The sequence below is a fragment of the Sulfitobacter sp. SBS6 genome, from assembly GCF_048285585.1.
Classification (GTDB): Bacteria; Pseudomonadota; Alphaproteobacteria; order Rhodobacterales; family Rhodobacteraceae; genus Sulfitobacter; species Sulfitobacter pontiacus.
Window position 1 is genome coordinate 790,778 of sequence record NZ_JBLWBA010000005.1, and the last position, 23,020, is coordinate 813,797.

A 23,020-nucleotide genomic window follows, 5' to 3' on the forward strand; every position below is an offset into this window, starting at 1 on the left:
TCTTACAGGTCGATCTGCGGCACCTCGTCCAGATAGATCGCGGGCGGGGGCGGCGTTTCCTCGGGTGTCTTGTCTTCGGGCATGCCATCTTCCGGCGCGGGGTCTGGCTTGCGGCGGATCACGATATCACCATTGGGCATCTTTTGGGGCGGCTCATAGACGCTCCAATCCTCGACCTCTTCCAGCAGATCGGTAAAGGCGGGCCCCATCTCGGAGATGAAATTCCGCAGCGCGGGGCTGGCCTTGCGCCCCCACTCGCCCAGTCCTTCCAACGCGGGGGCCATCTCTTTCTTCATACCGTCAAAGAAATCCCGCGCCCCGCGTTCCATCAAGGAAAAGCCGGAGCCGTCGTTTTCCTGCTCTTGTGCCACGGCGACACTGGACAGGCAGATCAGGGTGGTGGTCAAAAGAAACTGTCTCATGCGGTGAAGACTGCCCTATTTCATCTTGTGATGAAAGCGGGATTAAAGGCGGGTCGACAGGTCCAGATCAATCGTCACCGGAAAGTGATCCGACGCCGTGATCAAGGCGTCGCGCAAGGCGGCATCCCCCCAGCATTCGGGGTCGTCCAACGGGTGCCAGATGCGCCAGTGCGGCCGATGCGCGGTCAGCGCCGGGCTGATCATGATGTAATCCAGTAGCGCCTGCAGATAGCGTTTTTCGGGCGCGATCCAGAAGCGTGACGTGGTGGGCATCGCCCCGATCCGCTGGCCCAAGGCGCGGGTCGCATGGGGATCGACGAGCGCGCGATCCTGCCGGTGGCCCATCACAATCTCGACCGAGGACCGCCCAAAAAGGTCCTCGAAACTGTCCAGGCCCGGCCCGTCGTTCAGATCGCCCAAGACCATCAGCGGCGTGCCATCGTCGAGCCGCGCATCGATCCGCCGACGCAGCCAGATCGCCTGCGCCAGCTGCTTGCGCCGGTTGGCGATGCCGATGCGCAGCGCATCCTGCGGCGTCTTGGCCCCATGGGGGGCCTTGGATTTCAGATGCGCGCCGATCATGTGAAACGCCACCCCTTCGCGGGTAACGATATCCAGCTCGAGCGGCGGCTTGGAAAAGACGACATGATCCTCGCGCGCGTCGATATCCAGATCAATGTCCAACGTCCCGTCAAAGCGCGGCGCCTCCCCCTGCCCGACCGAACCACCGGGCGCATGGGTGGCCGACAGCCGGTCCGGATCGAACAACAGCGCGATTTCCTGCTGCGTGTCATTGGCAAAGCCGATCACCGCCTTGCGCGTGCGCAGATCGAAATGCGCGGCAAAGCGTTCCAATGCGGCCACGGTGCCGCGTTTTCGGCTTTGGTCTGGGGCCTCGATCACCATCACAGCATCGGCATCCATCGCCCGAAACACGGTGCCCAAAGCCTGCGCCTGCTGCGCACGGGTGATATTGTGGCGTGCCGACCAGCCGTCATCCAGCAACAGTTGGTCCTCATCGTCGAACAGATCTGTGAACCATTCAACGTTATAGGTCGCGATCCGCATTACTGCGCCTTGCCTGACCAGGTCTCCCACGCGCGGTTGATGTCGATCATGCGTTTTTCGGCCATGGCGATGGCCTCTTGTGGCAGGCCACGGGCGACCAGAGCGTCGGGGTGATTGGCCCGCACCAGCTTGCGCCAGGCCGCGCGCCCCTCTTCAAGCGAGGCATCGGGCGGAATGCCCAGAACCGCATGGGGCAACGGCGAGGTATCGGGCACGAACCGCGCCCGAAGCGAGGCAAAATCGCTGTCATCCATCGCGAAGATCTGCGCGACACGCACCAGAAACGCATCCTCGTTCGGATGGTACATGCCATCGGCCATGGCAATGTGGAACAGCCCTTCGATCAGGTCATGCAGCGTCTCGGGCTGGTCCGCGAACATCTGCGCAATGCGCCCGGCGTAATCCTCGAACCCGGCCACATCGTGCCGTGCCAGATTGAACACCCGCGCCGCCCCCTGCTGGTCGGCCTCGGCAATCTGGAACACTTCGCGAAAGGCGGTGACCTCGTCGCGGGTCACCTGCCCGTCGGCCTTGGCCATCTTGGCCCCAAGCGCGATCACCGCAATGGTAAAGGCCACCGACCGCTCTGGCGGGGTGCGCAGACGGTCGAAAACGGCCGACAGCCCCTCACCGGCGGTGAGCGCTGACAAAGCTTCGGTGATGCGAGACCAAATAGACATGACGCCCACCATACGGGGCAGCGCCGGGGAAGTCAGCGGGGCGTCAGCATTTTCTGCATCAAAATTAGGTCAAGCTGCTGCCCGTTCTTCTGCCCGATGCGCGGCATCCTGCCCACGTGGTCAAACCCGAGCGCTGCATGAAAGCCGACGGCACCCGGATTGGCCCCGCTGATCGCCGCCACCATGACGCGCCGCCCCTGTGCGACGGCCGCATCACAGGCGGTTTGCATCAAGGCACGGCCGGCACCCGCGCCCTGTGCAGCGGCATCAAGCACGATCGAATGCTCCACCGCATCGCGATACCCCACCCCGCTGCGAAAGGCCCCGTAGGTGATGAAACCGGCGACACCCTCCGCGTGGGCCACCCAGAACTGCCCCGCGCGACCGGCGATCAGCGCCGCGACCTCTGCACCGGTCTTGGGCTGCGACGTGAAGGTGAACAGCGTTTGCGTGATCATCACATTCCACAGGGCCGCCACGGCCGCGGCGTCGCTGCCCTTTGCTGGCCGGATGATCACGCCAGCGCAGCACGGCCCGCAGGCGTGTCAAAACGGGCAGACAGCGCCGGTGTCCCGACCTCGAACACCACGCGCGCATCGGTGAAGATCGGGGCGAGCGTTGCCGCCAATGCCTCGGCCTGCGGATGCTGGACCGTCAATGTCACCAAACGACAGCCAGAGACATCAAGCCGCTGGGTCGGATGGGCCTCGCCCTCCCATTGCATGAAGGCCGGGGCGCAATTGTCATAGGGCAGCATACCGGTTTCCGGCACCGCCATACGCCAGCGCAGATCCCCACGCTGCAACGCCACCGGCGCGCCATAGCCTTCGGGCAAGACTTCCAGCGTCGCGTCAAGATCATCGCAGCGGCAAATCCAGTTGGACAGCCGCGCCGGGCCGTTGAACCGGTCCAGATCAAACCAACGCGCATAGGCAGGCGCAGGCGCGTCGGGGTCTACGGCAATCGCCTCCAGATACAGCGCATCGCCAAGCCCCAGCAGATGGTTATGCGTGCCAAACACCGCATGCGCGCCGCCCGGTTGCAACGGCACCCCAAGCACCTGTGCGGCCAAGTCAGACGCGGCTGTCAGGCTCTCGCCCGCGACGGCAAGATGGTCCAGTTCGATCATTGGTCCTGCTTCCAGATGGTTCAAATCCTCGGGGGAGTGTGAGGGGGCAGACAGCCCCCTCGCGTCCGTTTAGCTGCGTGCGGCACGGATCAGTTTCAGGATATCCTGCGCGGCATTGGGGATATTGGTCCCCGGCCCGAAGATCGCCTTGACCCCCGCATCCTTGAGGAACTTGTAATCCTGCTGCGGAATGACCCCGCCGCAGATAACCAGAATATCCTCGGCTCCTTGATCCTTCAGCGCCTTGATCAGCTGCGGGGCGAGCGTTTTGTGACCCGCCGCCTGGGACGAGATGCCGATGACATGCACGTCGTTGTCCACGGCATCCTGCGCGGCCTCGGCGGGGGTCTGGAACAGCGGCCCCACATCCACGTCGAACCCGATATCGGCAAAGGCGGTCGCAATGACCTTGGCCCCGCGGTCGTGCCCGTCCTGCCCCATTTTGACCACCAGCATACGCGGACGGCGGCCTTCGGCTTCGGCGAAATCCTCGACCGATTTCTGGATTTCCGCAAAGCCGCTGTCGCCCTCATATGCCGCGCCATAGACGCCGGCCAATGTCTTGACCTCGGCGCGGTGACGTCCGAATTTTTCTTCCATCGCCATGCTGATCTCCCCTACGGTGGCGCGGGCGCGGGCGGCTTCGACCGCCCCTTCCAACAGGTTTCCGCCCTCTGCGGCGCGGCGGGTCAGCTCGGCCAGGGCGGCTTTGCAGGCCTCTTCGTCACGCGCGCCACGGATCGCTTCGAGACGCTTGATCTGGCTGTCGCGCACCTTGACGTTATCGACGTCCAGAATGTCGATCTCGTCCTCGACCTCGCGGCGGTATTTATTGACCCCGACGATCACCTCGGTGCCGCGGTCGATCTTGGCCTGACGGGTGGCGGCGGCCTCTTCGATGCGCAGTTTCGGCATGCCGGAGGCGACGGCCTTGGTCATCCCGCCGAGTTCTTCCACCTCTTCGATCAGCTTCCATGCGGCGTCTGCCAGATCGGCGGTCAGCTTCTCGACATAGTAGCTGCCGGCCAGCGGATCGACGACATTGGTAACGCCGGTTTCTTCCTGCAGGATCAACTGCGTGTTGCGCGCAATGCGCGAGGAGAAATCGGTGGGCAGGGCAATCGCTTCGTCCAGCGCGTTGGTGTGCAGCGACTGCGTGCCGCCCAGAACCGCGCTCATCGCCTCGTAGGCGGTGCGGATCACGTTGTTATAGGGGTCTTGTTCCTGAAGGCTCACGCCGGAGGTCTGGCAGTGGGTCCGCAGCATCGAGGATTTGGGGTTCTTCGGTTTGAATTCATCCATGATCCGCGACCACAGCAGACGCGCCGCGCGCAGTTTCGCGGCCTCCATAAAGAAGTTCATGCCGATGCAGAAGAAGAAGCTCAGGCGGGGTGCAAACCGGTCCACATCCATGCCCGCCGCAATCGCCGTGCGCACATATTCGCGGCCATCGGCAAGGGTAAAGGCCAGTTCCTGCACAAGGTTCGCGCCCGCCTCTTGCATGTGGTAGCCCGAGATCGAGATGGAGTTGAATTTCGGCATGTGGTCCGAGGTATATTCGATGATATCCCCGATGATCCGCATCGAGGGCTCGGGCGGATAGATATAGGTGTTGCGGACCATGAATTCTTTCAGAATGTCGTTCTGAATGGTGCCCGAGAGCACGGATTTATCATGCCCCTGCTCTTCGCCCGCGACGATGAAATTCGCCAGGATCGGGATCACCGCGCCGTTCATCGTCATGGAGACCGATACTTTGTCGAGCGGGATGCCGTCGAACAGGATCTTCATATCCTCGACGCTGTCGATCGCCACGCCCGCCTTGCCCACGTCGCCCTCGACGCGCGGGTGGTCGCTGTCATAGCCGCGGTGGGTGGCCAGATCGAAGGCCACCGACACCCCCTGCTGCCCCGCCGCAAGGGCGCGGCGGTAAAAGGCGTTCGATTCCTCTGCCGTAGAGAACCCCGCATATTGGCGGATCGTCCACGGGCGGCCGGCGTACATGGTCGCCTTCACCCCGCGGGTAAAGGGTGCCTCGCCCGGGATGCCGCCCAGATGGTCCAGCCCTTCGGTGTCTTCCGCGGTGTAAAGCGGTTTTACATCAATGCCTTCCAGCGTGTGCCACGTCAGATCATCGAGGCTACGCCCGCGCAGTTCCGCCTCAGCCAGATTGCGCCAGTTTTCTTTGTCCGCTGTCATGGTGGTGTCCTTTTCTTCTATCGCCGTCTGGCCAGTTTGTGCCGGCTCTTGAGGCGGTTGAGGTCTCTGTCAGGGTGGCAAGACCATCCGCACCGGCTGTCAGCCAGAACAGATCGTCCGCATAGGTTTCACGCAAGGCCGCGGCCTGCGCGTCGCTAAAGGGGTGCCAGTTGCCCAGCCCGTCGCTGCGCAGCCCTGCCGCGGCAGGGCCCATCTGCGCACGCAGGCTGGCCTCGTCCGGGCGGCGGTTCAGCCAATAGCCTTGGGTGGTGGCGGGGGCAGCACGACCGGTGAGCTGCGTAAACAGCGCATCGGGGCGGCCAGCGTAATCGTCATAGCGGGCGATGCTGATCTTCGCCTCGGGCAAGGCGCAGGCAAGATCGGTGATGACATCGCGCCAGCCGCGCCGGTCATGGGCGATGCGGTCAATCTGGTCGGCATCCGGTACGGGATGCCCGCGCCCCACGGTATAGGCCAGCGCAGAGGCCCACCAATGGTCCGTCTGCCGGATGGTCAGCACCACCTGCGTCACGCGCCCGCCAAAGCTGGCCCCGAACCGCGCCATACGTTCGCCGATGGCCGGAAACAGCCGCCCGCTGCGCACCGAATGGCGCGCCGAGCCGATCATATTCTCGTCCGAGATCAGCAGCTGATCCGCCCCCAGGTCCCGCGCCTTGCCCATCAGCAGCGATACGCGCCCGTTTACCAAATTCGGCCCCGAGGCCAGCATTCCCGACGCCGGAAACAGCCCTGCAAACAGCCCGCCACGGGTCTGGCGCGGCCCCCAGACGCAGGTGCCCTGCGCCGCGATGGGATCGGCGTGATCCGCCAGATAGCGTTGAAAACTGGTGGTTCCTGTACGGTGTGCACCGACGTGAAGAAGAATATCCATGATCTGCTTGCCCAATCCTTGAACGGGGGCCAGCCATTGTGGCCCACTAAGAGTTTGAGCCACAGTCATGCCCGCAAACCTGTTGCAGAGTGCTTAATATGCGCAGATGTCCGGTTGTGCATCGCAATTGCGTCGCGCAAGCTTATATCTGTACGGACAGGAGACAAAATGAAACCAGTGATAGCCCTTGTTTTTGCAGGATTGTTTGCGGTCTCGGCGGGGGCGCAAACGGCCACGGAACCCCAGGTTCCCGCGTTGTTCCTGCCCGCAGATATGGAAGATTTGAGTGAATTCCACTGGAAAAAAAGACCGGTTCTGGTCTTTGCGGACAGCGAGGATGACCCCGCCTTCCAATCCCAGATGGAGCTTTTACGCGAACAGCCCGAAGACCTGATCGAGCGTGATGTGATTGTCCTGACCGATACCGATCCAGCCGCACGCAGCCCGTTGCGGCTGCGGATGCGGCCGCGCGGGTTCATGTTGGTGCTGGTGGGCAAAGACGGCGGGATCAAACTGCGCAAGCCCCGCCCCTGGGATGTGCGCGAAATCACCCGCAGCATCGACAAAATGACCATCCGGCAACGCGAAATTCGCGAAGCCAAGGAAAAGTCAGGTAAAATCTTTGACTGAACAGCCAGCAGCCGCTGCAATATGGGCCGGTGCTGCGAAGGGATTCCCCGCAGCGCCGTGTTGTATCCCATGATGGCAACGGCTGGCATGGCGCTTATTCGAACTCGATGATGACATCATCCACAGCGAGGCTGTCACCCGCTGCGGCATTGACCTTGGACACTTTGCCCTTCTTCTCGGCGCGCAGGATGTTCTCCATCTTCATCGCCTCGATGGTGCAGAGGTTCTGGCCTTCCTGCACCTCGTCGCCGACCTCTACATCGATTTTCACCACCAGACCCGGCATCGGGCACAGCAGCATTTTCGATGTGTCGGGCGGCAGTTTCTCGGGCATCAGACGGGCCAGTTCGGCCTGACGCGGGTTGCGCACATGCACTTTCATATCCGCGCCACGGGCCCGCACGCGGAACCCGCCAGAGATTTTGCCGACCTTGAACACCAGCGGTGCGTCGTCGATGGTCATCTCGGCCAGTTGGTCGCCCGGTGTCCAGTCGCCCGCGACGCGCAGCGCTGTGCCGTCGTCGAACGTCACCGTCGCGCCCTTTGGGTCGGCCTGAATTTCCACATCGAACGACTGGCCTTGCAGCGCGACGTTCCAGGCGGTGCCGACCTTGCGTTCGTGGTTGTCCATGCGGCCCGACACGCGAGTCCGGCGGATCTCTCCGACGCGGTGCATTGCTGCAGTGGCCGCCGCGATCCGGCGCAGTTCGGCCTCGGGCAGCTCTACCCCGTCAAAGCCGTCGGGGTATTGTTCGGCGATAAAGGCGGTGGTCATGTTGCCTTCGACAAAGATCGGATGATCCATCACGGCAGAGAGGAACGGCAGGTTGTGCCCGATGCCTTCGACCTCGAAGCTATCCAGCGCCACGCGCATGCGTTCAATCGCCTCGGCGCGGGTCGGTGCCCATGTACACAGCTTGGCGATCATCGGGTCGTAATACATCGAGATCTCGCCGCCCTCGTAGACGCCGGTATCGTTGCGCACAGCCGTGTCACCCGCTGGCGCATCGCCCTGCCATTTGTCGTTGGTCAGCAAGGGGCCCGCCGCGATCTCCATCGGAGGGCGGTAGCGCGTCAGACGCCCGATGGAGGGCAGGAAGCCGCGGTACGGATCTTCGGCATATAGCCGGTTTTCGATGGCCCAACCGGTCAGTTTCACGTCGTCCTGGGTGATGGTCAGCTTTTCGCCATTGGCGACGCGGATCATCTGTTCGACCAGATCGACACCGGTGATCAGCTCGGTCACGGGGTGTTCCACCTGAAGACGGGTGTTCATTTCAAGGAAGTAGAAGTTCTTGTCGCCGTCCACGATGAATTCGACCGTACCGGCAGAGGTATAACCAACGGCCTGCGCCAAGGCGACGGATTGCTCGCCCATGGCTTTGCGGGTGGCTTCGTCAAGGAAAGGCGACGGGGCCTCTTCCACGACCTTCTGGTTGCGGCGCTGGATCGAACACTCGCGTTCGCCCAGATAGATACCGTTGCCGTGGGCGTCGCAAAGCACCTGAATTTCGATGTGGCGCGGCTGGGTGACGAATTTTTCGATAAAGATACGGTCATCGCCAAAGCTGTTGGCGGCCTCGTTCTTGGACGACTGGAACCCCTCGCGGGCCTCTTCATCGTTCCACGCGATACGCATCCCCTTGCCGCCCCCACCGGCAGAGGCTTTCAGCATCACCGGATAGCCGATTTCGTTCGAGATCTTCACCGCCTCGTCCGCGTCTTCGATCAGCCCCATGTAGCCGGGGACCGTGGAAACACCGGCTTCCTGCGCGATTTTCTTGGAGGTGATCTTGTCGCCCATCTTCTCGATCGCGCCCTTAGGGGGGCCGACAAAGGCGACGCCAGCGGCCTCGAGCGCCTCGGCGAATTTCGCGTTCTCGGACAGGAAGCCATAGCCCGGGTGTACGGCCTGCGCGCCCGACTGCTTGATCGCGTCCATGATCTTGTCGATCACGATATACGACTGGTTCGCGGCAGGCGGGCCGATGTGGATCGCCTCATCGGCCATCTGGACGTGCAACGCCTGCGCATCAGCGTCGGAATAGACGGCGACGGTTTCGATGCCCATCTTCTTGGCGGTCTTGATAACGCGGCAGGCAATCTCGCCGCGGTTGGCGATCAGGATCTTATTGAACATCGACTGTCCCTTTTGGTCTTGAGTGAACGGAAAAACCCCGCATCAGCACGCGGCTGAGCGGGGCAAAATCTTTGGCAATGCAGCTACCGCGACCCGAGGCCGCGGCACATGTCAGATTATTGGCAGCGCACTGCGCCGGTTTGGCACGCCAGTACGTTTGCGCCGGCACCGATGGCCGCGCCTTGCGCGAGGCTACCGCCTGTGACGGCTGCTGCACCGGCACCCACGACACCACCGCCGAGCGCTTGTTCGCCCAGTGTGTCACCGCATGCAGCGAGGCCAGCGGAGGCAGTAACGGCGAGAAGAATTGTTTTGATGGACATGGGATTAAACCTTTTATTGATCGTGCGTTATTCGTGATGTGATACTGACAAACGCATGGTTTCGCAGAAGGTTCCACCGCGGTTTGAATAACCGCGCGCGCCCCTGCCCCGACGGGCAAATTACCGCCCAACATGCCGCGCATGTGGCAAAAACCAGCCGAACGGAAGGGGGCGACGCGCATGATCAATCCTCGAACGCGTCGGGGAAAGACGCCCGGGCAAGGGCTTCGTTGATGACCAGCATCGCGTCATAGTCGGCTGGATCAAAGGGGTCGTCTACCGCGACGACCTCGCGGCCAAAGAGCCAAGACAGACGGCCCGCGTCCAGATTGCCCCTTTCGAACGGCTGGTCGCCAAAGGCTTCCCACAGCGCGCGCATAAAGGCCGTGTCAACGCGACGGTCCGCCGCCTTGCGGTCGGAGCGGCGTTCGCGACGGGTCAGCGGGGTGACCCCACGCGGATTGGCGCGACGGATAACGAATTGATAGTCTGATCCGGGCATACGCCCCGGAAAACCGCGATGTTTCAGCATGATACCCCCCAGACTGCGAGGGCGATGCGCGGTGCTACCCCTGCGTTACATGCCGCAGAGGGGTTGGAGACAGGCGCAGAGGCCTGTCCCCGACAAGCATTACTTGTACTTGCCTGTGTACACGGGCTCAACCGAGATGGGCTCGGGTGCGACCACGACATATTCTTCTTGCTGCTTGGGTGCGCATGCCGCAACGGCTGCGATAAGGCCGAATGCGGCCAGCATTGTGATGCTCTTGGACATCTAAGTCTCCTGTCACTGTTTAAAGGGCCCGGCACTGCCTCATGCCAATCAGACCCCGATGTTAAAGTAAGAAATACGTCGGTATTCCCCGCCGCGACATTATCGCAGTTCATTGGCGTTGCATACGGTGTGCTTTCCAATGCGGCCAGATGTGACGCCAAAGCCGCAGTTCGGCGCGCTGGTGCCGCAGCGCTCGCAAGATGTTGTGGGTGCATCAAAGGCCCTCCCAGATACAGGTGTCGTTGCTCAGGCGAAATGCCTCGAAAAACTGTGTGGCCTCGGGGTCGGACACCCCGAATTCCGTGACGCGATCAGCCAAAGAGATCACGATGACCTCTCCGTCCAGCGCATGTTGCGCCATGTAGGGAATGGCCAGCGCGTCGCACAGATAGGTCATATCGGCCCCAACCCGCGCAAAGTCCACAGCGCCCGTATCGCGCGCGATATAAGGGGCCACAAAACGGAAGCGCAGCCATGTCTGCACCCCCACCTCGTCTATCAGCACCTCTTGCAATTCGATGCTTTCGCCCGACGGCACCTCGACCGGCTGCGCCGCGGCAGAGGCCGTGGCGAAAGCTGCGCCAACCGCAAGCCACTTCAGTGCCGCACCCGCTGGATGCAGACCGTAAGCCAAAGACGCGGAAAGAGAGGGGTGATCGATAACCAAAGCGGTCTCCTGCCCCTCGCGGTGCCCGCAAAGGCCCCGCGAGGGATATGGATTAAACGACGTTAGAGCGGGATGTTGTTATGCTTTTTCCAAGGCATCGCGGCTTTCTTGTTGCGCAACGAGGCAAAGGCGCGGGCAATCCGCTTGCGCGTGGTACGCGGCTGGATCACCTCGTCGATAAAGCCACGCTCTGCCGCGACAAAGGGGTTCGCGAAACGCTCTTCGTAATCGGCGGTATGGCGTGCGATCTTTTCAGGGTCGTTCAGATCGGCACGGTGGATGATCTCTGTCGCGCCCTTGGCCCCCATCACGGCAATCTCGGCTGTGGGCCACGCGTAGTTGAAGTCGGACCGCAAGTGCTTGGACGCCATCACGTCATAAGCGCCGCCATAGGCTTTGCGGGTGATGACCGTCACCATCGGCACCGTCGCTTCGCCATAGGCGAACAGCAGCTTGGCGCCGTGTTTGATCACGCCGCCATATTCCTGCCCCGTACCGGGGAGAAAGCCGGGCACGTCCACCAGCGTCAGGATCGGAATTTCGAACGCATCGCAGAAGCGCACAAACCGCGCCGCCTTGCGCGAGCTGTCGATATCAAGGCAGCCCGCCAGCACCATCGGCTGGTTCGCGACCACACCCACGGTGCGCCCTTCGATACGGATAAAGCCGGTCAGGATGTTCTTGGCGAAGTCTTCCTGAATTTCGTAAAAGTCGCCTTCATCCGCGAGCTTGTGGATCAGCTCTTTCATGTCATAGGGCGTGTTGGCGTTGCTGGGCACCAATGTATCAAGCGACGCCTCGATCCGGTCGGGTTCGTCAAAGAACGGGCGCACAGGCGGCATGTCGCGGTTGTTGGCGGGCAGGAAATCGACCAGACGACGCACCTCGGCCAGTGCTTCGACGTCATTTTCAAACGCGCCATCCGCGACGGAGGATTTGCGCGTGTGCGTCGTCGCGCCGCCCAGTTCTTCTGCGGTGACCTGTTCGTTGGTCACGGTTTTGACCACGTCAGGGCCTGTCACGAACATATAGGACGTGTCTTTCACCATGAAGATAAAGTCGGTCATCGCAGGGGAATAGACCGCCCCGCCCGCACATGGCCCCATGATCACGCTGATCTGCGGGATCACACCGGAAGCTTCGATATTGCGCTGGAACACCTCGGCATAACCCGCGAGGCTGTCGACGCCTTCCTGAATACGCGCACCGCCGGAATCGTTGATCCCGATGACAGGCGCACCGTTCTGGATCGCCATATCCTGAATCTTGCAGATTTTCTGCGCGTGGGTCTGGGACAGCGATCCGCCAAAGACCGTGAAATCCTGACTGAAGACATAGACCAGACGGCCATTGATCGTGCCCCAACCGGTGACAACGCCGTCACCTGCGGGTTTTTGCTGCTCCATCCCGAAGTCGGTGCAGCGGTGGGTAACGAACATATCGAATTCTTCAAACGACCCATCATCAAGCAATAGGTCGATCCGCTCGCGGGCGGTCAGCTTGCCACGGGCGTGCTGCGCATCAATGCGCTTTTGCCCTCCGCCCAGTCGGGCGTCGTCGCGGCGGGTTTCAAGCTGTTCCAGAATATCTTTCATCACGCACCTCTATAAGATTTCCGCCACCGTAACGCCGCCCCCGCGCGAACCAAAGCGCATTTTTGCAAATTTGCAAAAACTATACACCCTTCTCTTTGCTAATTGAAAATTTGCAAATCGTTCGGTTACCGTATGGTTCTGGATAGACAAGATGCAACCGCAGGCATACTGATATGCAATGATCAAGGATAACCCCGTCCGTTTTCTGGATAAAACATCCCCCCCGCATATTTCCACACTGATCCTTCTGTCGGGGATCGGGGCGCTGGCGATGAATATGTTCCTGCCAAGCCTTCCCGCTATGGCTGAGTATTTCGACGCCGATTACGCTGTGATGCAGCTTTCCGTGCCGCTTTATCTACTGTGTAGTGCGGTATTGCAGGTGCTGATCGGCCCGATTTCGGATAATCTGGGCCGCCGGAATGTGCTGCTGTGGGGGTTGGCTATATATATGGTCGCGACGGTGGGCTGTATCTATGCCCCCACGACGGCTGTGTTCCTTGCCTTCCGCTGCGTGCAGGCCATCGTCGCCGTGTCGATGGTGCTGAGCCGCGCCGTGGTGCGCGATATGTTCGCCCAAGATAAAGCCGCCTCGATGATCGGCTATGTCACGATGGGCATGGCGCTGGTGCCCATGATCTCCCCCGCGGTGGGCGGGTTGCTGGAACAATCTTTCGGCTGGCAGGCGACCTTCTGGGCGATGTTTTGGATCGGGGCGCTGGTACTGGCGATCACATGGTTCGACCTTGGCGAGACCCACATCGCGTCAGGGCGCACGCTGACCCAGCAATTCGCCGAATACCCCGAGCTGCTCGGCTCTCCGCGGTTCTGGGGGTACTCGATGGCGGCGGCCTGCTGCTCGGGCGCGTTCTTCGCCTACCTTGGGGGCGCACCCTTTGTGGGCAGCGTCGTTTTCGGCATGGAACCGGCCGAGCTTGGCATCTATTTCGGCGCGCCCGCCGTGGGCTATTTCCTTGGCAACTTTATCACGGCCCGCAAAGCGACCATGGTTGGCGTCAACACGCTGGTGCTTTGGGGCTGTCTGGCCAATGCGATTGGCGGGTCGGTGTCGATGATGATCTTCCTGCTGGGCTATGGATCGCCGCTGTCGTTCTTCGGGATGATGACGCTGGTGGGCCTTGGCAACGGGCTGTGCATCCCCAACGCCACCGCGGGCCTGTTGTCGGTGCGCCCGCATCTGGCGGGCACGGCGTCGGGGCTTGGCGGCGCGATCATGATTGGCGGTGGTGCGGGGCTGAGTATTTTAGCCGGTGCCCTGCTGAGCGAGGAGACCGGAGCCTATCCGCTGCTCTGGATCATGCTGGCCACCGCCGTCGCGGGCGTCGCGTCGATCTTGGTCGTGATCCGCCGTGAACGGGCACTAGGCATCGCCTGACGGGCCTTGCCGCCGTTAGTTTGCAAAGATACGCTTTGCAGAACTAATAACTTTGCAAAGGCCCCACCCCGATGGCGATCCAAAAGCTATACGCTGGCGCAAAACTGCGCGAGCTGCGCACCAATCTGGCTCATACCCAGAAAGAATTCGCCGCGCGGCTTGGCGTATCCCTCCCGTACCTTAACCAGATGGAGAACAATAACCGACCCGTCAGCACCACGGTCGTCTTGGCACTGGCGTCTGAATTCGGGATGGACGTCACCGAACTGTCGAGCGGGGACAGCGAACGGTTGGTCAGCGACATGCGCGAAGTCCTGTCTGATCCGGTGTTCGAGGGCGATGTGCTGCCACTGGCCGATGTGCAGCTTGCGGCCTCCAACGCGCCGGGATTGGCGCGGGCGTTCATCAAGCTGCACCAAAGCCACCGCCAGACCCAAGAACGGCTGGCCTATCTGGACGAAGCCTTGGGCCGCGAAGATGCCCGCCCCTCCCCCAGCCCGTGGGAAGAGGTGCGCGACTTCTTCCATTATTGCGACAATTATCTGGATGCCGTGGACCGCGCGGCCGAGTATTTCGCCCGCGACACCGGCACCGGCCAAAGCCTGCGCGACACCACGCTAGAGGCGCTGTCCAGCGCAGGCATCACCGTCGCCTTCGACGAGACAGATGCCCTGCGCCGCTATGATCCGGCCAGCGGCGTATTGCATGTCTCGGCCCGCGCATCACAAGCCACACAGACGTTCCAGATGCTGCTGCAGGTTGCCCTTGTGCGCCAGAACGACCTGCTCGAGGCAACTTTGGATTTCGCGCGTTTCAACAGCCCTGCGGCCCGTGACATCGCGAAGATGGGGCTGGCGAACTACTTTGCCGGGGCCGCGCTGATGCCCTACGCCCGGTTTCTGGAGCGCGCCCAAAGCTGCCGCCACGACCTGGAGGTGCTGGCCTCTGATTTCGGGGCGTCGATCGAACAGGTCGCGCATCGGCTGTCGACGCTGCAACGCCCCGGGTCAAAGGGGATTCCGTTCTTCTTTGTCCGTGTGGATCAGGCGGGCACGATCACCAAACGCCATTCGGCCACCCGTCTGCAATTTGCGCGGTTTGGCGGAGCCTGCCCCCTGTGGAATGTGCACAGCGCCTTTGAAACGCCGGGCCGCTTCCTGCGCCAGCTGGCCGAAACGCCGGACGGGGTACGCTATATCTCGTTGGCGCGGGACATCTCGAAGCCGGCGGGGCGGTTTGGCGCGCCCGTGCGGCGCTATGCGATTTCACTGGGGTGCGAGGTGCGCCATGCGCCCGCGCTGGTCTATGCAGACGGGATGGACACCACCCGCGCCTCGGCGTTTGAACCCATCGGCATATCTTGCCGTATTTGCGAACGTAAACATTGCCACCAGCGGTCTGTGCCGCCGCTGGAACGCCAACTGGTGGTGGACCCGAACCTGCGCGACGTGCTGCCCTATCAGGTGGATTGACCGCTTACCGCTTGGCCGCCCGCCACCCGGCGGCACGCGCCTGCGCCGCGGTGCAGAACCAGCGTTCGCCCTTGTCGGTGCGGATCACGGTCCGGTCATAGTCGTGCTGTCCGGGCATGTGAAAGATCCGCGTGCCCTTGCTGCTGACATTCCCCTTGATCACACATCTGCCCGGTCCCGATGATGCAACGGGCTTTGGCGCTGCTTTAGAGGCTTTGCGATAGGCTTCAGGGCGCTGCGTTTCATAGGCATACACCCCGCGTCCCGCCCGCTTGGCCGCCGCTTCACGCGCGACATAGGCGCGGCTGTAGCGCGCGTAGGAAAAGGCCAGCCCCGCCGCGACCAAGACTTGCCCCATATCCTGCCCCAAGGCGGCACAGCGCGCGACAATCCGGCCATAGCGGTCGGTATCCACCCGCTGGCAGTCGGCCCGCTGACCGTCATAGGTGGCGCGCACCTGCGCCGTCACCCAAGCGCCGCAGTTCAACACGCGCCCATCCGCTGCACGGCAAGGCTGATCCCCTTCGACCGCATCGATGCCGAAAAGCCGGATCCGCGTCTCACCCAATGCGATCGTATCGCCGTCGATCACCCGGATCTCGCCCGTCAGGCGCGGTTCAACCGCCGCAGCGGGTTGCGTGAAAACGGCAAGCAAAGCCGCTGCGAAACATGAATGAAGGACGGCTTTCATATCCCGTTGATTGGGCCGTTTCCACGCCCCAATCAACCAGAGATATTAACTAAGGTTAACTTTCGTTAACACTTGTGGCCTCTCGACCAAGGGAGGGGCAGCCCCTTAGCGCTGCGCGGTTTCCCAGTCGGGGTGAATCCAGGGCACGTCATTCGCCGCGGCCAATGGATCAAGCCCCAACACATGGTCCGAGATTTTCTCGCCCACCATGATCGACGGAGCGTTCAGGTTGCCATTGGTGATCCGCGGGAAGATCGAGCTGTCGGCGACGCGCAGCCCCTCTACCCCGATCACACGGCCCTGCGGATCGACCACCGCCTGCGGGTCGTCGGCGCGGCCCATGCGGCAGGTACCACAGGGGTGATAGGCGCTTTCGGCATGTTCGCGGATGAAGGCGTCAAGCTCTGCGTCGCTTTGCACATCGGCCCCCGGCTGGATCTCGTGTTTGACGAAGGGTTTGAAGGCGTCCTGCGCAAAGATCTCCCGGGTGAGGCGAATGCAGGTGCGGAATTCCTCCCAATCCTTGTCTTGCGACATGTAGTTGAAAAAGATCTTCGGCGCGTCGGCCGGATTGCCCGAGGCCAGCGTGACAGACCCGCGCGAGGTCGACCGCATCGGCCCCACATGCGCCTGAAACCCGTGGCCTTCGGCAGCGGCCTGCCCGTCATAGCGCACGGCGATCGGCAGGAAGTGATACTGGATATCGGGATATTTAATCCCTGCCTTCGACCGGATGAACGCCGCGCTTTCAAACTGGTTCGACGCGCCCATGCCGGTTTTCGTAAACAGCCACTGCGCGCCGATCACGGCCTTGGAAAAGATGTTCCAGTGCTTGTACAGCGTAATCGGCTGGCTGGCGGCCATCTGGATATAAAGCTCAAGGTGGTCTTGCAGGTTCTGCCCCACACCGGGGCGGTCCGCGATCACCTCGATGCCATGCTCTGCCAGATGCGCGGCAGGGCCGATGCCCGACAGCATCAGCAGCTTGGGCGAGTTGATGGAGGACGCCGCGATGATCACCTCGCCGCTGGCACGCAGCACCTCGGTCTTGCCACCGCGCAGCACTTCGACCCCGACAGCGCGACCGTCTTCGATCACGATCCGCTGCGCCAAGGCGCGGACGAGTTCGACGTTGCCGGTCTTTTGCGCGGGCCGCAGATAGGCGTTGGCGGCGGACCAGCGACGGCCCTTCCAGACCGTCTGCTCCATCGGGCCGAAGCCTTCCTGTTTCTCGCCGTTATAATCGTCGGTCGCCTCATAGCCCGCTTGTTTGCCCGCCTCGACAAAGGCTTCGAACAAGGGGTTTTCACGGGGGCCACGGCTGACATGCAGCGGGCCGTCAGTGCCGCGCCAGTCGGGGTCGCCCCCGTGGCCGCCATCGTGCCAGCTTTCCATGCGTTTGAAATAGGGCAGCACATCGGCATAGCCCCAGCCGTCGGCCCCCTGCTCTTCCCAGTGGTCATAGTCCATCGCGTGCCCGCGCACATAGACCATCCCGTTGATCGACGACGATCCGCCGATCACCTTGCCGCGCGGGGTCGCCAGCCGACGGTTGTTCAGATGCGGTTCGGGTTCGGACTGGAACCCCCAGTCATAGGTTTTCATGTTCATCGGATAGGACAGCGCCGCCGGCATCTGGATGAACGGGCCCGCATCACTGCCACCATGTTCGATCACCATCACCTTGCGCCCTGCCGTGGCCAGGCGGTACGCCATCGCGCAGCCCGCGCTGCCCGCCCCTACGATAATAAATTCAGCTTCCATCCTATCGCCTTCCTTCCGTGAGTCTTGCGCGGGTCAAGGAGGCCGCAGGCCCCGCGCCCCCGGCGCGGCTTGTCCCTGACGCGCGCAAGACTCGCATCCCAACATTGACGAGGTGACTTGAGGATCAGACCGATCCCTCAAGCACCTCTCAGCATATTCCCGCACGCCCTGCCCAAGCCCCCCTTTGTTGCCGAAGGAAAGCTTGGGCCGGATGCGCGCCCATCTATCGCATACGCGTCAGCGCAGCGTTGGATCAGCGCCCTAGAAAGGCGCTTCCATATCGCCCATGCGCACATAGACGGTTTTCAACTGGCTATAGTGATCAATCGCCGCCTTGGAGTTCTCGCGCCCCACGCCCGAATTTTTCATGCCGCCAAAGGGAGCTTCGACCGGTGCGTCGTTATAGGTGTTGATATAGCAGGTGCCCGCCTCGAACCCCGCCGCGACGCGGTGCGCGCGGGACAGGTCTTTGGTGAACACACCGGCGGCGAGACCGAATTCGGTCGCATTGGCGCGGGCCATCACCTCTGCCTCGGTCTCGAAATCCAGCACCGACATGACCGGCCCGAAAATCTCTTCGCGGGCGATGGACATGTCGTCGGTCACATCGGCAAAGACGGTGGGCTGCATGTAAAACCCGTCGCGGTCGATTGCTGCCCCGCCATAGACCAGACGCGCGCCTTCGGCCTTGCCCTTTTCGACATAGCCAAGCGCGATCTCCATCTGACGTCTTGATACCATCGGGCCAAAGCTGGTGTCAGGGTCCAACGGGTCGCCGATCACGGCGGTGTCCAGACGTTCGGCCAAGCGTTTCAGGAACGCCTCTTTGATGTCGCGGTGCACGAAGACGCGGGTGCCGTTCGAACAGATCTGACCCGAGCTGTAGAAATTGCCCAAGATCGCGCCGCTGATGGCGTTTTCGATATCGGCGTCCTCGAACACGATCATGGGGGACTTGCCGCCCAGTTCCATCGTGACATGTTTGATGCCTTCCGCGGCCGCGGCATAGACCTTGCGGCCCGTGGGCACAGAACCGGTGAGCGAGACCTTGTCGACGCGCGGGTCGGTCACGAGGGAGGCCCCCACTTCGCCCATGCCTTGCACAACGTTATAAAGACCGGCGGGCAGCCCTGCCTCTACCAGAATTTCCGCGACTTTCAGCGCGCAAAGCGGCGTCGTCTCGGACGGTTTGAAGATGATCGAGTTCCCGCAGGCCAGCGCCGGTGCGCCTTTCCAGCAGGCGATCTGCGTCGGATAGTTCCATGCGCCGATGCCGACACAGACCCCCAGCGGTTCGCGGCGGGTATAGACCCAGTCTTCGCCCAGCTGGATATGCTCCCCCGTCAACGAGGCCGCCAGACCGCCGAAATATTCCAGCGCATCCGCACCGCTGGTCGCATCCGCAACCGAGGTTTCCTGATAGGGTTTGCCCGTGTCATAGGTTTCAAGGATCGACAGATCGTGGTTGCGTTCGCGCATGATGTCGGCGGCGCGGCGCAGGATACGGCCCCGTTCGGTACCGGTCATCGCGGCCCAAGCAGCCTGCGCGTCCCGCGCGGCGGTGATGGCTTTCTCGACGATTTCCGGCGTGGCGGCATAGACGGTCGCGATGACCTCGCCCGTGGCCGGATAGATCACCTCGATCGGGGTGCCGTTGGTATCTTCGACATATTCGCCGTTGATGAAATGGCTGGCGATGGGTTGCGTTTGCATAGGTCTCTCTTTTCGGTTGGGCCCCGCCCGTATGGCGGGGCCGCTTAGGTTTAAGGGTTATTCGGCCGGGATATTGGCGTTGCCATCCAGCCCGTGCAGGTGACGGCGTTTGACAAAGAACATATAGCCAAGCGCCAGCAGGTAGATGCCGATCACGATGGTCCCGACCCACTGGATCTGCAGCCATTGGCTTTGGAACAGCAGGGTCAGCACGAACAGGCCGATGGCGTTGGCCAGCACGTAAGACACCGTGCCAAAGCGTTCGGTCGTGAAGTTGAGGTTATCGGTGTAAAGCCGGATCAGACTGTCGAAAGAGTTGATCACGAACACGATGCCCACGATGGTCATGGCCCAATTCGGGAAGCCCGCGGTGCCGATGCCGTTCAGGTGGTAGTAATACAGCACCGAGAACCACAACCCCAAGGGGATCGACGGGAATACCAGCAAGGACGCCAGCAGTTGCCATGTCTTCAGCCCGCCGACAAAGCGGCTGACGAACTGCCCGATCATGATTGACCAAGCGAACCACCAGAACAGGTAGAATTCGTGGTAATCCGTCAGCGGGATGATGAACTTGTGGATATTCGCGAAATAGCCGCCAAGGTTGCTGGCGCTAGAGGCAAATTCGCCCAACCCCATGCCGGCGTTCAGCCACATGTAAGCGATCAGCGCCAGAAACAGCAGGGTCGAGCTGACCGACAGCACACGCACGAACTTCAGATCGGTGGAGCTGAAAGCCGCAATCAGGATCACGAGGAAGCAGATCAGGTAGAAGACCGGCAGGATCGTCTCTCCGTCGCCGACCTCGGCGATGTAATACGGCATATAGATCAGGAACAACGCACCGGTGAAGGCGCAGGTGGTGATGATCACGATGTTGTTCAGCAGTTTGATCGCGGGGATTTCAAAGAACTTCACCCGCGGCTCGATGGCGCAGAAATAGAAGGTCGTCAGGAAGTAGAACGTCCAGATCAGAAAGCCCCAGAACCCGAATTCAAGCGCCAGCGGGTTGGTGAACCCATAGGCCGGCTCGGTCGCCGTATCCGCATAAAGCGGGAAGTCGAAGGCCAGCGGGAACATGATCAGCCCCACATCCAGCCCCGACGTGAAGAGGATCGCGATAAAGGTGAACAGCGGCACCGGCGTCACGCCGGTCAGCGGCAGGTTCCACCACTTGATCGTACAGAAAATAGTTAAGCCCAAAGCCAGTATGACCCCGAACGAAATGATGGTCGTTAACATTGTGTCCCTCCGTGTTGGGGGTGCATTATTGGTTTGGTTGCCCGCACCCCTTGGGCAGTCGTTCTATTCGCCGCGCGGAAAACGTTTGTTCTCTTCCAGCACGTTCAGATCCATGTGGTTGCGCATGTATTGCTCTGACGCATTGCGCAGCGGCTGGTGATCCCACGGATAGTACCCGCCCTTGCGCAGCGCCTCGTAGACGACCCAGCGGCGGGCTTGGCTTTTGCGCACATCGGCATCAAAGGCGGCCAGATCCCAGCGGGCGTCGGCCTTGGCCGACAGGGTCAGCCGCGTGCCCTGATGGGCAGGTTCTTCGGCAAGGTTGGTCAGCTCTTGCGGATCGGTTTCCAGATCAAACAGTTGGTCAGGATCAAGGGCGCAGCGGTTGAACTTCCACTTGCCGTAGCGCAGTGAGACCATCGGCGCGTAAGACGCCTCTGCCGCGTATTCCATCGCAACGGGTTCGGTGCGTTCCACCCCCTGCCCCATGGGCACCAGCGATTGCCCCGTGGTCCATTCCATCACCTCGTCCATGGACACGCCTGCCAGATCACAGACGGTCGGGCACACGTCGATATTGCTGACCGGCGTGGTCTGCAAACCGGGTGCCATCTGCGGGGCGGCGATCATCATCGGGACGCGGGACGACCCTTCGAAAAAGCTCATCTTGAACCAGAGCCCCCGCTCGCCCAGCATATCGCCGTGATCCGAGCAGAAGATGACAATCGCCTCTTGGCGCGTGTCCTCTAGCGTTTGCAGGATCTCACCGATCTTGTCGTCAAGATAGCTGATGTTGGCAAAGTAAGCCTGACGCGAACGTCTGATGTCGCGTTCGGTGATGTCGAAACTGCGCCAATCGTTGGCGTCAAAGATACGTTTCGAATGGTTGTCCTGATTTTCATACCCCAGATCCGGCACCTCGGGCAGCAGGTGATCGCAATCGTTGTACAGATCCCAGTATTTCTTGCGCGCGACATAGGGGTCATGGGGGTGCGTAAAGCTGGCGGTCAGGCACCAAGGGCGCGGATCCAGACCGCGGGACAGGTCGTAAATCTTGCGCGTCGCCTCATAGGCCACGGCGTCGTCATATTCCATCTGGTTGCTGGTTTCCGCCACACCTGCGCCGGTCACCGACCCCATATTGTGATACCACCAGTCAATGCGTTCCCCCGGCTTGCGATAGTCCGGCGTCCAGCCGAAATCGGCGGGGTAGATATCGGTGGTCAGGCGTTCCTCGAACCCGTGCAGCTGATCGGGGCCGACGAAATGCATCTTGCCAGACAGGCAGGTCTGATAGCCCGCACGCCGTAGATGGTGGGCGTATGTGGGCACGCTCGACGCGAACTCTGCCGCGTTGTCATAGACGCCTGTGGCCGACGGAAGTTGCCCCGACATGAACGCCGCCCGCCCCGGCGCGCACAGCGGGCTGGCGGTATAGGCGTTCTTGAACCGCGTCGACCGCGCCGCCAGCTTTTTGAGGTTCGGGGCATGCAGCCAGTCAGCTGGGCCGTCGGGAAACAGCGTGCCGTTCAACTGGTCGACCATCAAGATCAGGATATTGGGCTGGGTCATTCTTTGGTCCCCACAAGCATATGAAGCACCGACAGGGCGCGGTCGCTGGCGGCACGGGCGCTGCCCTCGTCCGACAAGGCGGCACGCAGGTAAAGCCCGTCGATCAGGGCGGCCAGCGTATCGGCATCCCCTGCCGGATCATCCGAGATCGGGCGCAGCGCATAGGTCAGGTTCGACCGCAGCCGCTTTTGATACACCACCAGCAAACGGTAGGTTTCGGTATTGGTCCGCGAGGAAGCATAGAGCGTCATCCAGGCGCTGACCGTTGCCGGATCGAAATAGCTTTCGTCAAAGCTCGCGCGGATGATCGCCTCGGCCCGTCCCAGCGGGGATTTGTTCAGACGCAGCTCGCGGCGGACCTCGGCGCTGTATTCCGTCAGGATATAGCGCATGGCCGCCAGAAAGATCTGGTCCTTGCCGCCAAAATAGTGATGCGCCAGCGCCGAGGACATCCCAGCGCGGCGCGCGATCTGGCCGACTGTCACATCCAGTGACTGGGCAGCACCGATTTCGGCAATCGTCGCTTTGACCAAGGCGTCGCGGCGAATAGGCTCCATTCCGACTTTGGGCATAAAGAATCCTTAGTGGTTTGATAGCGTCTGGCCATCAAACCTACGTTCATTGACTGACAAGTCAATAAAAACCTGAGA

22 protein-coding genes are annotated in these 23,020 nt (G+C 61.7%); 3 read left to right on the top strand and 19 right to left on the bottom strand.

The annotated features are described in order from the left end of the window. Positions 1 to 2: 2 nt before the first annotated feature. The 7 genes from ACNQ62_RS07295 to ACNQ62_RS07325 form a co-directional block, all read right to left on the bottom strand. Entirely contained in the window at positions 3 to 422 is a 420-nt protein-coding gene (locus tag ACNQ62_RS07295; RefSeq protein WP_418094510.1) for a hypothetical protein, read from the bottom strand. Positions 423 to 464: 42 nt separating this feature from the next. After that, positions 465 to 1,490, bottom strand: coding sequence for an endonuclease/exonuclease/phosphatase family protein (locus tag ACNQ62_RS07300; protein ID WP_418094511.1), 1,026 nt, complete (start codon positions 1,488 to 1,490; stop codon positions 465 to 467). Next, complete coding sequence (locus ACNQ62_RS07305) at positions 1,490 to 2,170, bottom strand: TerB family tellurite resistance protein (RefSeq protein ID WP_418094512.1); 681 nt, start codon at positions 2,168 to 2,170, stop codon at positions 1,490 to 1,492. The genes ACNQ62_RS07300 and ACNQ62_RS07305 overlap by 1 nt, the downstream gene beginning before the upstream one ends. Before the next feature lie 32 nt (positions 2,171 to 2,202). Then, entirely contained in the window at positions 2,203 to 2,688 is a 486-nt protein-coding gene (locus tag ACNQ62_RS07310) for a GNAT family N-acetyltransferase (RefSeq protein ID WP_418094513.1), read from the bottom strand. After that, on the bottom strand, positions 2,685 to 3,299 hold the full coding sequence (locus tag ACNQ62_RS07315; protein WP_418094514.1) for a VOC family protein: 615 nt from the start codon (positions 3,297 to 3,299) through the stop codon (positions 2,685 to 2,687). Before ACNQ62_RS07315 ends, ACNQ62_RS07310 begins: the two co-directional genes overlap by 4 nt. A gap of 69 nt (positions 3,300 to 3,368) precedes the next feature. After that, a complete protein-coding gene (gene scpA, locus ACNQ62_RS07320; RefSeq protein ID WP_418094515.1) occupies positions 3,369 to 5,498 on the bottom strand; it encodes a methylmalonyl-CoA mutase in 2,130 nt (709 codons plus the stop codon). Continuing rightward, positions 5,461 to 6,390: a hypothetical protein gene (locus tag ACNQ62_RS07325; protein ID WP_418094516.1), complete on the bottom strand. Its 930-nt coding sequence runs from the start codon at positions 6,388 to 6,390 to the stop codon at positions 5,461 to 5,463. Before ACNQ62_RS07325 ends, scpA begins: the two co-directional genes overlap by 38 nt. 168 nt (positions 6,391 to 6,558) lie before the next feature. Here ACNQ62_RS07325 and ACNQ62_RS07330 point away from each other — a divergent pair, with 168 nt between their 5' ends. Further along, positions 6,559 to 7,020, top strand: a complete 462-nt coding sequence (locus ACNQ62_RS07330; RefSeq protein ID WP_418094517.1) for a DUF4174 domain-containing protein — start codon at positions 6,559 to 6,561, stop codon at positions 7,018 to 7,020. Positions 7,021 to 7,114: 94 nt separating this feature from the next. Here the strand turns inward: ACNQ62_RS07330 and ACNQ62_RS07335 are convergent, their stop codons facing one another. The 6 genes from ACNQ62_RS07335 to ACNQ62_RS07360 form a co-directional block, all read right to left on the bottom strand. Then, positions 7,115 to 9,160, bottom strand: coding sequence for an acetyl-CoA carboxylase biotin carboxylase subunit (locus ACNQ62_RS07335; protein WP_009826508.1), 2,046 nt, complete (start codon positions 9,158 to 9,160; stop codon positions 7,115 to 7,117). Between the two features lie 116 nt (positions 9,161 to 9,276). Continuing rightward, complete coding sequence (locus tag ACNQ62_RS07340; RefSeq protein ID WP_005852327.1) at positions 9,277 to 9,483, bottom strand: hypothetical protein; 207 nt, start codon at positions 9,481 to 9,483, stop codon at positions 9,277 to 9,279. Between the two features lie 184 nt (positions 9,484 to 9,667). Continuing rightward, positions 9,668 to 10,015: a hypothetical protein gene (locus ACNQ62_RS07345; protein ID WP_005852325.1), complete on the bottom strand. Its 348-nt coding sequence runs from the start codon at positions 10,013 to 10,015 to the stop codon at positions 9,668 to 9,670. Positions 10,016 to 10,114: 99 nt separating this feature from the next. Further along, on the bottom strand, positions 10,115 to 10,258 hold the full coding sequence (locus tag ACNQ62_RS07350; protein WP_005852323.1) for a hypothetical protein: 144 nt from the start codon (positions 10,256 to 10,258) through the stop codon (positions 10,115 to 10,117). Between the two features lie 214 nt (positions 10,259 to 10,472). Continuing rightward, positions 10,473 to 10,925: a DUF6497 family protein gene (locus ACNQ62_RS07355; protein ID WP_418094518.1), complete on the bottom strand. Its 453-nt coding sequence runs from the start codon at positions 10,923 to 10,925 to the stop codon at positions 10,473 to 10,475. A 62-nt stretch (positions 10,926 to 10,987) separates the two neighbouring features. Then, positions 10,988 to 12,520: an acyl-CoA carboxylase subunit beta gene (locus ACNQ62_RS07360; protein ID WP_037943769.1), complete on the bottom strand. Its 1,533-nt coding sequence runs from the start codon at positions 12,518 to 12,520 to the stop codon at positions 10,988 to 10,990. Positions 12,521 to 12,698: 178 nt separating this feature from the next. Here ACNQ62_RS07360 and ACNQ62_RS07365 point away from each other — a divergent pair, with 178 nt between their 5' ends. Further along, a complete protein-coding gene (locus tag ACNQ62_RS07365) occupies positions 12,699 to 13,916 on the top strand; it encodes a multidrug effflux MFS transporter (protein ID WP_418094519.1) in 1,218 nt (405 codons plus the stop codon). A gap of 71 nt (positions 13,917 to 13,987) precedes the next feature. Then, positions 13,988 to 15,388, top strand: a complete 1,401-nt coding sequence (locus ACNQ62_RS07370; RefSeq protein WP_005852316.1) for a helix-turn-helix domain-containing protein — start codon at positions 13,988 to 13,990, stop codon at positions 15,386 to 15,388. Positions 15,389 to 15,392: 4 nt separating this feature from the next. Here the strand turns inward: ACNQ62_RS07370 and ACNQ62_RS07375 are convergent, their stop codons facing one another. The 6 genes from ACNQ62_RS07375 to betI all read right to left on the bottom strand — a co-directional run bounded on the left by ACNQ62_RS07375 (position 15,393) and on the right by betI (position 22,942). Beyond that, positions 15,393 to 16,079, bottom strand: coding sequence for a thermonuclease family protein (locus ACNQ62_RS07375; protein ID WP_418094520.1), 687 nt, complete (start codon positions 16,077 to 16,079; stop codon positions 15,393 to 15,395). A gap of 105 nt (positions 16,080 to 16,184) precedes the next feature. Beyond that, positions 16,185 to 17,843: a choline dehydrogenase gene (gene betA, locus ACNQ62_RS07380; protein WP_418094521.1), complete on the bottom strand. Its 1,659-nt coding sequence runs from the start codon at positions 17,841 to 17,843 to the stop codon at positions 16,185 to 16,187. A 261-nt stretch (positions 17,844 to 18,104) separates the two neighbouring features. Next, a complete protein-coding gene (betB, locus tag ACNQ62_RS07385; protein WP_418094522.1) occupies positions 18,105 to 19,556 on the bottom strand; it encodes a betaine-aldehyde dehydrogenase in 1,452 nt (483 codons plus the stop codon). A 57-nt stretch (positions 19,557 to 19,613) separates the two neighbouring features. Beyond that, positions 19,614 to 20,798 carry a choline transporter gene (locus ACNQ62_RS07390; RefSeq protein WP_005852309.1) on the bottom strand — a complete coding sequence of 395 codons (1,185 nt, stop codon included), beginning with the start codon at positions 20,796 to 20,798 and terminating at the stop codon, positions 19,614 to 19,616. 63 nt (positions 20,799 to 20,861) lie between these two features. Next, entirely contained in the window at positions 20,862 to 22,370 is a 1,509-nt protein-coding gene (gene betC, locus ACNQ62_RS07395; protein ID WP_418094523.1) for a choline-sulfatase, read from the bottom strand. Further along, on the bottom strand, positions 22,367 to 22,942 hold the full coding sequence (gene betI, locus ACNQ62_RS07400; protein WP_074635535.1) for a choline-responsive transcriptional repressor BetI: 576 nt from the start codon (positions 22,940 to 22,942) through the stop codon (positions 22,367 to 22,369). The genes betC and betI overlap by 4 nt, the downstream gene beginning before the upstream one ends. Between the last annotated feature and the right edge of the window lie 78 nt (positions 22,943 to 23,020).

What these genes read in the sequence shown, in the direction of transcription:
- ACNQ62_RS07295 (WP_418094510.1), bottom strand. Translation starts at nt 422, where the DNA reads ATGAGACAGTTTCTTTTGACCACCACCCTGATCTGCCTGTCCAGTGTC.
- ACNQ62_RS07300 (WP_418094511.1), bottom strand. Translation starts at nt 1,490, where the DNA reads ATGCGGATCGCGACCTATAACGTTGAATGGTTCACAGATCTGTTCGAC.
- ACNQ62_RS07305 (WP_418094512.1), bottom strand. Translation starts at nt 2,170, where the DNA reads ATGTCTATTTGGTCTCGCATCACCGAAGCTTTGTCAGCGCTCACCGCC.
- ACNQ62_RS07315 (WP_418094514.1), bottom strand. Translation starts at nt 3,299, where the DNA reads ATGATCGAACTGGACCATCTTGCCGTCGCGGGCGAGAGCCTGACAGCC.
- scpA (WP_418094515.1), bottom strand. Translation starts at nt 5,498, where the DNA reads ATGACAGCGGACAAAGAAAACTGGCGCAATCTGGCTGAGGCGGAACTG.
- ACNQ62_RS07325 (WP_418094516.1), bottom strand. Translation starts at nt 6,390, where the DNA reads ATGGATATTCTTCTTCACGTCGGTGCACACCGTACAGGAACCACCAGT.
- ACNQ62_RS07330 (WP_418094517.1), top strand. Translation starts at nt 6,559, where the DNA reads ATGAAACCAGTGATAGCCCTTGTTTTTGCAGGATTGTTTGCGGTCTCG.
- ACNQ62_RS07335 (WP_009826508.1), bottom strand. Translation starts at nt 9,160, where the DNA reads ATGTTCAATAAGATCCTGATCGCCAACCGCGGCGAGATTGCCTGCCGC.
- ACNQ62_RS07340 (WP_005852327.1), bottom strand. Translation starts at nt 9,483, where the DNA reads ATGTCCATCAAAACAATTCTTCTCGCCGTTACTGCCTCCGCTGGCCTC.
- ACNQ62_RS07345 (WP_005852325.1), bottom strand. Translation starts at nt 10,015, where the DNA reads ATGCTGAAACATCGCGGTTTTCCGGGGCGTATGCCCGGATCAGACTAT.
- ACNQ62_RS07350 (WP_005852323.1), bottom strand. Translation starts at nt 10,258, where the DNA reads ATGTCCAAGAGCATCACAATGCTGGCCGCATTCGGCCTTATCGCAGCC.
- ACNQ62_RS07360 (WP_037943769.1), bottom strand. Translation starts at nt 12,520, where the DNA reads ATGAAAGATATTCTGGAACAGCTTGAAACCCGCCGCGACGACGCCCGA.
- ACNQ62_RS07365 (WP_418094519.1), top strand. Translation starts at nt 12,699, where the DNA reads ATGATCAAGGATAACCCCGTCCGTTTTCTGGATAAAACATCCCCCCCG.
- ACNQ62_RS07370 (WP_005852316.1), top strand. Translation starts at nt 13,988, where the DNA reads ATGGCGATCCAAAAGCTATACGCTGGCGCAAAACTGCGCGAGCTGCGC.
- ACNQ62_RS07375 (WP_418094520.1), bottom strand. Translation starts at nt 16,079, where the DNA reads ATGAAAGCCGTCCTTCATTCATGTTTCGCAGCGGCTTTGCTTGCCGTT.
- betA (WP_418094521.1), bottom strand. Translation starts at nt 17,843, where the DNA reads ATGGAAGCTGAATTTATTATCGTAGGGGCGGGCAGCGCGGGCTGCGCG.
- betB (WP_418094522.1), bottom strand. Translation starts at nt 19,556, where the DNA reads ATGCAAACGCAACCCATCGCCAGCCATTTCATCAACGGCGAATATGTC.
- ACNQ62_RS07390 (WP_005852309.1), bottom strand. Translation starts at nt 20,798, where the DNA reads ATGTTAACGACCATCATTTCGTTCGGGGTCATACTGGCTTTGGGCTTA.
- betC (WP_418094523.1), bottom strand. Translation starts at nt 22,370, where the DNA reads ATGACCCAGCCCAATATCCTGATCTTGATGGTCGACCAGTTGAACGGC.
- betI (WP_074635535.1), bottom strand. Translation starts at nt 22,942, where the DNA reads ATGCCCAAAGTCGGAATGGAGCCTATTCGCCGCGACGCCTTGGTCAAA.